Below are 11,182 nucleotides of genomic sequence, written 5' to 3' on the forward strand. Positions count from 1 at the left end.
TATGGTACGGTGGACCCACCCTGACCCATCCCGAACTCAGGTGTGAAACGCTGAAACGGCGACGATAGTTGGAGGGTTGCTTCCTGCAACAATAGCTCGATGCCAGGGTAATTATGAAGTTAGAAGCCTCTCCTGCGTTTGCAAGAGAGGCTTTTGCGTATGAGTAATTTGCCTTACTGAAATGAAACAGGAAGACGGCATGGAAGACTGGGATGTATTTGGATTACACCGAGCTGCAATTTTGTCTCTAGTGAATCCGAAATCCCGGCTTAGACGTACTGTAAGCAGATTGGATGAGTTCGGATGCATAGCTGAACCATCTTAAATTTGACAAACAGATGTACTCCGTTCAGAGGTAAAGATATGAAAACCAAGATTTCAAGCATCAGATGCATGCTGAGTTTATTTGTGTTGCTGTCTGGAGTTGCTTTGCCTCAGATTGCTCGAGCTGGTCATACCAATGCGGTGCTGTCAACAGAGCTAGATGGTAGAGCGGAAGTTCCTAGTAATGCTAGCAATAACCGCATGGTAGGCGACCCGGATGGAATGGGGTCAGCTTATGTGTTTGGCGTAGATGGTGATCCAAAAACTCTATGTTATGTTCTGGAAGTCTCAGAACTTCAGTTAGTTCCAGTTGGTGATGGAATGGCTGCCCATATTCACGAGGGAACAGCTGGTGAAAACGGACCAGTGGTGGTGGCCCTGGCTGGGCCAGAAGATGGTAATGCCGGCGACTGTTTGACCGAGGGTGAAGAAGGCAAGTTCCCTACAGGCGAAGCAGGACTTGTTCAGCGCATTCTGACCAACCCGGAGAACTTTTATATTAATGTGCATAACCCTGAGTTTCCAGATGGGGCAATTCGAGGGCAGCTAATGGCTATTGATTAAGCCTAAAGGAGACTGGTGCAGATATTAAGGTGAGGTATCTACGTTGCGTTCGGCTTTGACTACGGGCATCGTTTGCCCCACTATTGAGTGAATTTGCTCATCAATATTCCTCAACCAGGCTTTCTAGCTCCTGCAATAGCTTCTCTAATCGCCGCTGCTTTTTGGGGTCATCTAGCCCCTGCTTCACCTTCCGGGAAACAGACACTAGGCGATCGCTCAAAGTTGGCTTTTTTTCAGCCGTCGAAGTCAGGTCTTGGAACCGCTCCTTAATCTGCGTCAACGATAGATTTTGGGCGATCGCCTCCTGTAAAAGCTTTTGCCGCAATGAGTCATCTTTCAGACGTGAAATTGCCCTTGCTTTGGTATATTCCAACTTGCCCCGGCGCAACACCTCTAGTACATCTGGGGGAAGCTTCAGGAGTGGAAGCCTTGACGTGCGAAAACTCTCAGGTGTGATCCCAACGGTTGACTTTAGAATTTTGGCGATCGATTCTATTCGTCGGGAAACATTGACCGATAAATCAGTTCCCTTTTTCTGAGCTGTTGCCATCTGAGTCAGTGCGTCCAGAATCTTCTCCCGGCTGCACTGTAGATTAAGAGTTAGTAGCTCCAGTAGTCCCTCGGTTTCCTCAACTGGGTTGAGGTCTTCCCGCTGCAAGTTTTCCACCAAGGCAAGCTGCACTGCACCCTGGTCTGATAACTCCCGTACTACAATCGGAATCTCTTTCAGCCCAGCCAGTTGAGACGCCTTGTAGCGACGCTCTCCGGCAACTAATTCATACTTCCCATCCGGCAGGGGACGCACCAGAATTGGTTCCAGAACCCCATGCTGCCGAATTGATGCCGCCAAGTCTTCTAACTTCTCCGAGTCAAAATATCGCCGGGGCTGCTTCGAGGGAAGGAGGATATTTTCGATCGCGATTGAGTTTATAGCAGCCGCTTCTCCAGAGGCAGAGGTAATCTCAGGCAAAGAACTGAGAAAAGCTTTAACCCCGCGCATCTCCGGCACAACTCGCTTCTTGCTCATGCCAACGCCTCCAACTGAGTAGCGATCGCCTCCAGAACCTTTACGGCTGGATGACTGGAACTGTATCGAACAAGGGGCTGATGTTCCATTGAAGCATCCGCAAAGGCAGTTGCACGCGGAACTGGGGGAAAGACCGTTGTGATTGCGCCAAGCTGCTCCTGAACTGCCCCCAGAATCATTTTATCTTGAGCATTGCTTGCAGCATAAATCGTAGGCACAACTCCTGCTATTTCTAACTCCGAATTGACGTAAGACTGCACCTGCCGAATGCTATCTAACAGCAACTCCGTTCCCTTATAGCTCTTGTACTGCGTCTGAATTGGGATCAGCACATGGGTCGAGGCTACTAAGCTGAGGACACTCAGAATCCCTAAGCTAGGCGGAGAATCAATCAGAACAACATCATATTGATTTAGAATCGGCTCTAAGACTCGCTTCAATCGCCATTCTCGCGCCATTGCAGAAGTAAGCTGCATCTCCGCGGCACTCAACATAATGTTAGAAGGCAATAGATCCATTCCATGAATACCAGGGTGAATCGCTAATGGAGCTTCATTCAAGATCGAGTTGGCGATCGTCTGTTCTAGCTCAGCAGGTTCCAAGCCCATGAAAACAGTCAGGCTCGCCTGCGGATCCATATCAATCAGCAGCACCTTCCGACCATGCTGAGCCATGTGATAGCCCAAATTCATGGTTAGTGACGTTTTCATTACGCCACCCGACTGGTTATAGATGGTGATTACCAGAGCCACCGAACTCACCCGGTAAACGCTATCCAAAAGTTTAAGCGAGATCGGGTGAGTTTACTCACTGCTTCAAGCCCTCAAGGAGCAATGTTTCCTGCAAGGGGTTAATCGCTCTCTCCAGCACAGCGATCGGAATAATCTTCCTCAGTTCCTCCTGAGCCTCGATACAATCAGCTTCCTGCCACAGTTGCCGCACATCCTCGATTGTTTCTGGAGAATGCCACGCTTTAAGAAGCTGGAAGGAGGTCGGGGGCGGATCACCCGTCTGTTTTTCTATATTAGACAGGAGGGGAGATCCAGCACCTACGGTTTGATCGCGCTTAGCTTTACGCTGTTCCAGAATCGCGATCGCCTCCTGCCAGGACAGAAGATGCAATCGGTAAACCCTCAGCTTCTCGCCCTCATACCCTGCTACGAATCGAGACCAGCGAAAATCAGTTTTGATGCCCAGTTGCGATAGAAGCTGGTGGATGATTTGCACATCACTCATCTCTTCAGTAATTGTGAGTTTAAGCGCTTGCTTAATCTGGGCTGCCCATTTCCTAGCTTTGGCCGCATAAGGGCAGAGGTCATACCTGGTCCATTCTTTGTCCTGGTTCAGAAAATCAGTTAGCCCGAGCTGTTCCCGTAAGGCTCGACGGAGCTCAGCACTGGAGATATCCCATGGACAGAGCGATTGATTCCATCTCAGTTGATTGTCCAATGCCTTCACGGTGCGATCGATCGCCACACCAGGGTAGAGCAATTCCTCCAGGCTCCGCAGTTCCCCCCGTCGTCGCCCCTCCTTATCCGCCAGGATGTCCTCGATCGTGAGTTCGTCTAGACAATAGAACTCCTTCAGATAAAACTTGGCGATCGCCCGCTGCTGCTCTGGAGAAATACTCTCCTGCGCCTCCAGTTGCAGCACTTCGCTGATCGTCAAATCGTCTGCTGCCACAATACTCTCCGCGTCCAATTGCCGTAGCTCGTCGCGAGCAATCTTCAGCAGTTCGCCAATGTTGCCATTTGATTCTCGGTTCTGGATTGTCACCTGGTTGCCCTCCAAGCGAAGCCGCACGATTAACGCCTCTCGCAGTTGTAGCATCGATCGATTCTGGGCGGCAGCAATGCGGCAGTAAAAGTCGAGATGAGGATCAGCTTGCCAGTCATAGGCTTTGAGATCTGGGACATCTTCCCGCAGGGATGAGCGAATTAAGCTAACCGTGGCAGAAGTGCAGCTTTGCAGATGGGCTTTTAGCTCCAGAAAATTCGTAGACCGGGATGCTTTGCTATAGTTGCTACCCCGTTTGGCACACCATACCACTCGCTCCACCGGCTCCCGGACTCGTCCTAACGCCTGAGCCATATCTGCATCTGTGGAACTGACGCCGCTGAAGATGCCATAGACTTTAGCAATGATGCCCTGAGCTTCAATGCTGACTCCGGTGGACAGTGAGGGAGAGCAAATAATTACATCGAACTCACTCTGCTCCAGAACTGAGTCTGGGGTTTGGATGAAGGCTCGCTCAAACTCTCCACCCGATGTATCAGAATTAACCACCAGCACCCGCAACTGAGGAAACTGCTGCTCGATCGTCCTGGCCAGTGTCTTCGAGGTTGCCTTGCTGTCTGTCGCGACAAACAACACCTTGCCAGATTCCAGTGTCGCGATGTCTTCTAACAAGTCTGCCGTGATTGCAGTGCGATCAGGACACTGAAACATTTGTACTATGCATCCTTGCGGCTGGAAGTCGTTGCGAATCAGGAAGACAGGGCTTGTATCTTCCCTCAAGGCTTTGAGGTAGTGCAGCGTCGCATTATCCAGATCTGCATCGGCAACAATGACGCGACGAGCAACTCGAATTAACTGCCGGAATCGTGCTAGCAGGGCTGGGCGCTTGCCGTCTTTCGCGCAGGTACTAGAGGCCAGCAAGTGGCGAATTACCTGCACCGCTTCGTCAATCACCAAGTCGCAGCCCTTGAACTGCTCAGGGTCGATCGCCAGCAGAGAATCAACGACAAAGCTGATGCGGAGGGTGTAGGCAGAGCCAGAGATAAACTCTCCGTTCGCTTTATCTAGGTCGCCAATGTAATCCAGCTTCAATCGTTGGCTGAGGGAACGTTGCAGCGATCGCCGATGTCCAGCAGAGAGGACTTTCTCTAATCCCTCAACCTGATGAGCAATCCACTTGGTCTTTCCCGTTCCCTTGGGGCTGCACAGTGCGATTATGCCTTCCGCAGGGAGACGTTCTAGCTCCAGGGTAGATAAGTCAGCAGTCTGTAACCTGATCGCCGGCGTCCAGGTAAGCTGCTGGGCGAACTGCTGCCAGATGCGCCAGTGTTCCAGTAGAAGTGCCTCGGCGTTTGCTTTTTCCCAGGCTTCAACCCCGCAATTCACGATCAGGTCATCAATGCCCTTGCCGTCTTTGCCGTTCCACTGGGCGATCGCCACCGTTCCATTCGTTTGATGCAGCAGCCCGCCGAAGCGAGATAGCGCAACATTCACCCGCTGCCGCGTTTTGTCTTCTGCATCCTGGTCAAATGCTAGTACATGTTGCCTGCCCACCTGACAGAAGCGCAGGACCTCTGCAATCAGATCGCGATCGCCAAGCGCATCCTTGGAGTAGCCACCATTCACCCCATAAAGCGCGATTGCCACAAAGCCCAAGCTCAGGAGGGAGAGGGCTTTCTTACCGCCTTCTGTCCAGACGATCGGAATTTCAGGATGGGCAGCTAACCAGTCCCAGAATGAACCGTCTAAGGGGACATCGATGCTGTAGCGATCGGTAATTCTTTGTCGGATGGCAGGTGGAAGGTCGGGCAGAAAGGCTCTTGACCCGTTGCCAACTGGGGTTTCATACTTGCAAACCTTCCCTGTCTGGTTCACTCTGGGCTGACCGAGCTTTGCCTGCCAGCAAGAATCATCTTCATTCAAGAGCAGTGCGGCGACCGTTGCGATCGGTCTACTAATCCAAAAGCGGGTGTATTTCCAGTTCAGCGCATCATGGATCGGGGTTTCAAGCACTTCCCCGCGCTCGTAGATCAGGTCAGGAACTACTCGGACAGTGGCAGCAAACAGGACTGGGTCGATCGCGCTGCCGTGAATAAACTCTTGCTCGATTGCTTTACGGAACTGTTCTAGCGAGATGAAGGCTTGTGGGTTTGTGCCGTTTTCTTCGTTCCTTTCTGACCATGACAAATTTTGAGATGCAAAACCCTGTGGAGACGAGGAGACTCTCGTCCCAATCAATGAAATATTCATGGGGACGTTCTTAGTGCTGCGTGAATGGGTTGCTTGATTCGTGAGTTTTCCGGTGACCTAGGGGGTGAAGAATGAAGCGGGTTCCCAGCAGGCTTGAGAAAAATTGCAGCAACAATTGACGCACCGATCTGACAGTGTGCTATCTTTGTCTCAAGTCTGGGTGATTTTTAAACCAAAAATCCCCGCTGCTGAAAGAGTTACTTTTTCAGCGATTTGACCCCCTAGGGGGACTTATGAAAAACCAAATAGCCTGTGTAAGAACTAAAAACCGCTGGTAGTTGAGATTGGTCCCTCGTTAACCAGTGGTTTTTGCCTTTCTGCTACTGGTTTTTGTTTGTTTGAGCATTTGTTTGTTAGTTTCACCCCCTTAGCTAGGTGGACAAACTGGGTCTCTAGTGGCACTCGACCGATCGGGCTGAGGTGCGACTAATGTGCAAAGTATAGATCCGATCGCGTTTGAAAGAAAATCTGTGTTGCCCTAGATTACTACCTCGGCATCCTAATTTTTGGCTGAATCCGTTCTCTTGATTGGGCAAGAAGCCGGAGCTAGTGTACTTCTCCGCTCGGGGCTCGCGCTGAAAACCAGACCATTCTTCCCCTTTTCCTTTCATGGTCCAGCCGGCAAGCACAAGGTGATTGGCGTTCCCAGTGAGAGGGTATCGCTCATCCACTTCCTTTTCCGAGCTGGATGATTTGATTGGTAGTGAGCTTTAGTTCCTTGAACGTTTCACAAGGAATCGCCTCGTCCCCCATGAACTCTTGCTTGTCATAGCCGAGCCGCCCAACCAAAGGAAAAATGGCTCAAATTTAAGCACTATATGGTTAGGTGCTAGTATCCGATCCTGCAATGCAGGCAATGCTGCGTAATACGTTGCAAGGAACCGTAGGACACAGTATCGAAAAAAATTCCGGGCTGACGTTTGAGCAGCTTAAGGCTGCAGCTGAAAAAACAAGAATGAGGCGACTGCCACCGCGACCGCTCCAACACGGGCTATCAAAGTTGAGGTTCGAGCAGGATATTCAGGGGCAGTTCTGGGGAGATTGCAAGGAGTTCACATTGTTTCAGACTCTGAGTTAGTTCTCATGGCATCGGGTAACACGATCGCTTCAATCACCCCTATTTACACGAAAACTGGCGTAAGCGGGGCCCTTCCCTTGCTCCAGCAACCTGTAAATCAAACGGATATGTTATTTACATGCTCAACGGCCACACTGCTGATTAACGCTTCGTTAATAGAAAGAAATTAAATAGCTTTGAAATCTCTTACAGCAATCTTTGTCAAGTTCTAATAACTGAAAAATCTGGGAAACAAGCTACCCTTCAATGCCGAGGAAACTCCTCCAAGTTAAATATCCACTTCCAGTTCAACTTGGCATTGTATGGATAGGTATGCTTGCACAGGCGCACTCTTGGGCTATTAATATAACCAATTATTTCGAATTAAAAATACATGTTTCAAATCACAACGTTGATTATCTTTCTTCTCGATTTCTCCTCAATTGTATTTCCCATCGATTATCCCAGTAATTACACCTGTGCTGTTTGTTTGCAATACCTGTAGCACGTCAAAAGAAACCACACCACACACCTGGATAGGAAAATACTATGAGCAGCGAAAGCGGATGTCCGTTTGCGGGCGGAGGTCAGAAACATCAGCCTCGTCATAAACCATCGAACCGAGACTGGTGGCCGCATTATTTGCATCTGAACGTCCTCCACCAACACTCACCCCAGTCCAATCCTATGGGTGAGGAATTCAACTACGCTGAGGAGTTCAAGACTCTCGACTTAGCTGCCCTGAGGGCAGATATTTATGAGCTGATGACCACTTCTCAGGATTGGTGGCCAGCTGACTACGGTCATTATGGGCCGCTCTTCATCCGGATGGCTTGGCACAGCGCTGGCACGTATCGGATGGGTGATGGTCGCGGCGGCGCGGGCTCGGGTAGCCAGCGGTTTGAACCCCTCAACAGTTGGCCAGACAATGCCAACCTGGACAAGGCGCGCATGTTGCTTTGGCCAGTCAAGCAGAAATACGGCAAGAAAATTTCGTGGGCTGACCTCATGGTCTTCGCCGGCAACTGTGCCCTAGAGTCGATGGGCTTCAAGACGCTCGGCTTTGCCGGTGGGCGCGTGGACGTCTGGGCACCAGAGGAAGACATCTACTGGGGTTCTGAGAAAGCCTGGCTTGGCAATGAGCGTCACGAGGAGGACCGGGTGCTGCTGAACCCTCTCGCTGCCGTTCAGATGGGTCTGATTTATGTGAACCCGGAAGGGCCGGACGGCCACCCTGATCCGATCGGCGAAGGGCGCGATATTCGTGAAACCTTTAAGCGGATGGCGATGAACGATGCCGAAACGGTTGCGCTCACCGCTGGCGGACATACTTTTGGCAAATGTCACGGTGCGGGCGAGGCGACGCACGTGGGTCCTGACCCTGGGGGGGCCACCGTCATGGATCAGGGCCTCGGCTGGAAGAACGCCTTCAACACGGGTGTCGGTGTCGATGCGATCACCAGCGGAATCGAAGGCGCATGGACTCCTACGCCGACGCAGTGGGACAACAGCTATCTCGAAACCCTGTTCAAATATGACTGGGAACTGACGAAGAGCCCGGCTGGTGCGTGGCAATGGAAGCCCAAGGGCGACGCGGGTGCGGGTACAGTGCCCGACGCACACGATCCGTCAAGACGGCACGCCCCCATGATGACCACGGCGGACATGGCTATGAAGATGGACCCCATCTATGAGCCAATTTCGCGGCATTACCTCGAGCACCCGGATGAGTTTGCTGAGGCGTTTGCTAAAGCCTGGTTTAAGCTAACGCACCGTGACATGGGTCCTCGATCGCGCTATCTCGGTCCGGAGGTTCCTCAAGAAGAGTTCCTGTGGCAAGACCCCATCCCCGAAGTCGATCATGAATTGATTGATGAGCAGGATATCGCCGCCCTCAAAGCCAAGATCCTGGCTTCGGGACTGTCTGTCTCCCAACTTGTTTCGACCGCTTGGGCGTCGGCGGTAACGTTCCGCTGCTCCGACATGCGTGGTGGAGCGAACGGGGGGCGTCTTCGTCTCGCGCCGCAGAAAGATTGGGAAGTCAACCAGCCAGACCAGTTGGCAACAGTGCTGCAAACCCTGGAGGGGATCCAGCAGGAGTTCAACAGCTCGCAGTCTGGCGGAAAGTGGGTTTCAATCGCTGACTTGATCGTTCTGGGCGGCTGTGCAGGCATCGAACAAGCGGCGAAAAATGCCGGTCACGATGTGACAGTTCCTTTCAAGCCGGGACGCATGGACGCGTCGCAAGAGAAAACGGATGTCGAGTCCTTCGCGGTGCTCGAGCCAACTGCAGACGGGTTCCGCAACTACACCAGCGGCAAACACAGTGAATCACTCGAAGAGTTGCTGGTTGATCGGGCGCAGTTGCTGAACTTAACAGCCCCTCAGATGACGGCTCTCCTAGGCGGCTTGCGCGTCTTGGGTGCAAACTTTGGAGGGTCCAAACACGGCGTCTTCACCGATCGATCAGAGACGTTGACCAATGACTTCTTCATCAACCTGCTCGACCTGGGCACGACCTGGAAGGCGGTCTCGGAGGAGGAATATGTGTTCGAGGGAAGCGATCGCAAAACAGGCGACCTCAAGTGGACCGCGACCCGTGTTGACCTCATTTTCGGCTCAAACTCTCAGCTCCGAGCCCTTGCGGAAGTCTACGGAGCTGAGGACTCGCAGTCGAAATTTGTAAATGACTTTGTGGCAGCGTGGGACAAGGTGATGAACCTCGATCGCTATGACCTTCGCGCAGTCTTAGCGAAAACCTCTGCAAGGAGTTTCTAGGCGTAACTTTAACCAATCATCGGTGATTCTAGGCTGAGGCTACGCAGACCTGCAGAAATCATGAACGCGGGTGGAAGCCAGAGACAAACATAAGGGCGGCATTTCAAGACAAGTTGAAACTCCGCCCTCGCTTTAGTCCCTTACGTCAAAGCTGCTAATAATCCAACCAACGCCCGAGGAGATCGTGTCGGTTCCTTCTCCTTACTACCTTCGATTACGCCTTCGGCAAACTGCGAAGCAACCGACACGATCACGATCGGTAGAACAAGGTTACTGGGAGAATTAGTCATCATCGATCGTCAAGCTCCATCAATTTCAGGTAGAGATAACATCACTTATCTCTACCTGATAATTCTAAGACAACTTTCACTTCCAAATTCCTTAAACGATTAGTACGCAATCCATTGAGACGATCGAAATCATGCTGTGGTCTAAGCTCAAGTGTGGTTAAGCTTAAGACAAAACGCTTCTGCTATTTTGGGATTAAGGGCAATTACCTCTTACACGAAACGGGCATGGACTCAAAACCAAAGCACCTAATTCACCATGCCATTGCCGGGCAGTTCTGGAAAGAACAGCAACCTGTAAATACCTGACCTCAAACCAAGAAAAAGGTGCGACCAATGTTGAAGCTGAACTACATCGAAGTCGGGTTGTACAAGGGGCGAATCATGCCCGCCCCGAACTACTGATGCAAGAGCGAGTTTTCCTGACAATGTGATTTGGGCACCTCGCTCCTATGTACAACCCGATCGCGCCTCCTCGGTCTGCTGACATTCCCAAAATAGAAGGGCTAGAGATGTCATTGCAGCGGGAATAGAGTTCAGACCTCAAGATTCTCGTCCAATTTTTCAAATTCAGGGACACAATTGCGCACTCCATCTGTTAGAGTGGTTAAGCGCCAAACGAGATGTCTCCACATCTGGTGTTGCAGCAGCCAGTCTACTAGTAGATGTAGTAAAAATATCATTTACTGGCCTGATTGTTTACCCTGCTTAAGGGTTTGTTGCCTGTCCACACCGGAGAACGATGTAGGAGTTTACCGCAGGCGCCGTAGCCAGATCGCCAACCCACTCTTCAAGGTTGTTGAGACCCCACAAGTAGTACGGTTGTCCGCCCCTCACAAGGGAGTTGCGATCTAGTTATACTGAATTAAGTGTCGAGGGAAAGCCAAGACACAAAGAACCTGGAAAATTGAATCGTTTGAAAGCCAAACAAAGCATCAAACCTCGTTGAAAGATTAAGTCTTTGAGCAAAGACTCAAAGCAAACATGAGGTTACCGAAACAGCGAAAGTTGGTTTCGGAGCCAGAAGAGCTAAACAAACTCATACAACATGGAGAGTTTGATCCTGGCTCAGGATGAACGCTGGCGGTCTGCTTAACACATGCAAGTCGAACGGGATGCTTCGGCATCTAGTGGCGGACGGGTGAGTAACGCGTGAGA

At 51.2% G+C, this 11,182-nt stretch carries 5 protein-coding genes and 2 rRNA genes; 4 read left to right on the top strand and 3 right to left on the bottom strand.

All coding sequences use genetic code 11. The features are described from left to right. Positions 1-108: ribosomal RNA gene (gene rrf / locus H6F80_RS31235) — 5S ribosomal RNA — on the top strand; the annotation flags it as partial. Positions 109-363: 255 nt separating this feature from the next. Next, complete coding sequence (locus H6F80_RS09090; protein WP_199296460.1) at positions 364-888, top strand: CHRD domain-containing protein; 525 nt, start codon at positions 364-366, stop codon at positions 886-888. 100 nt (positions 889-988) lie between these two features. On the opposite strand, the gene H6F80_RS09095 is transcribed toward H6F80_RS09090, so the two are convergent. From H6F80_RS09095 to H6F80_RS09105, 3 genes are read right to left on the bottom strand one after another with little or no spacing between them, the layout of a single operon-like run. Continuing rightward, positions 989-1,915 carry a ParB/RepB/Spo0J family partition protein gene (locus H6F80_RS09095; protein WP_190791255.1) on the bottom strand — a complete coding sequence of 309 codons (927 nt, stop codon included), beginning with the start codon at positions 1,913-1,915 and terminating at the stop codon, positions 989-991. Beyond that, positions 1,912-2,694, bottom strand: a complete 783-nt coding sequence (locus H6F80_RS09100) for a ParA family protein (RefSeq protein WP_242067249.1) — start codon at positions 2,692-2,694, stop codon at positions 1,912-1,914. Before H6F80_RS09100 ends, H6F80_RS09095 begins: the two co-directional genes overlap by 4 nt. 28 nt (positions 2,695-2,722) lie before the next feature. Then, on the bottom strand, positions 2,723-5,902 hold the full coding sequence (locus H6F80_RS09105) for a plasmid replication protein, CyRepA1 family (RefSeq protein ID WP_190791256.1): 3,180 nt from the start codon (positions 5,900-5,902) through the stop codon (positions 2,723-2,725). 1,606 nt (positions 5,903-7,508) lie between these two features. Between H6F80_RS09105 and katG the strand changes: the two genes are divergently transcribed. Further along, positions 7,509-9,737 carry a catalase/peroxidase HPI gene (katG, locus tag H6F80_RS09110; RefSeq protein ID WP_190791257.1) on the top strand — a complete coding sequence of 743 codons (2,229 nt, stop codon included), beginning with the start codon at positions 7,509-7,511 and terminating at the stop codon, positions 9,735-9,737. Positions 9,738-11,069: 1,332 nt separating this feature from the next. Further along, positions 11,070-11,182 (top strand): 16S ribosomal RNA (locus tag H6F80_RS09115); the annotation flags it as partial.

The organism is Leptolyngbya sp. FACHB-711, from assembly GCF_014695615.1.
Classification (GTDB): domain Bacteria; phylum Cyanobacteriota; class Cyanobacteriia; order Elainellales; family Elainellaceae; genus Leptolyngbya_A.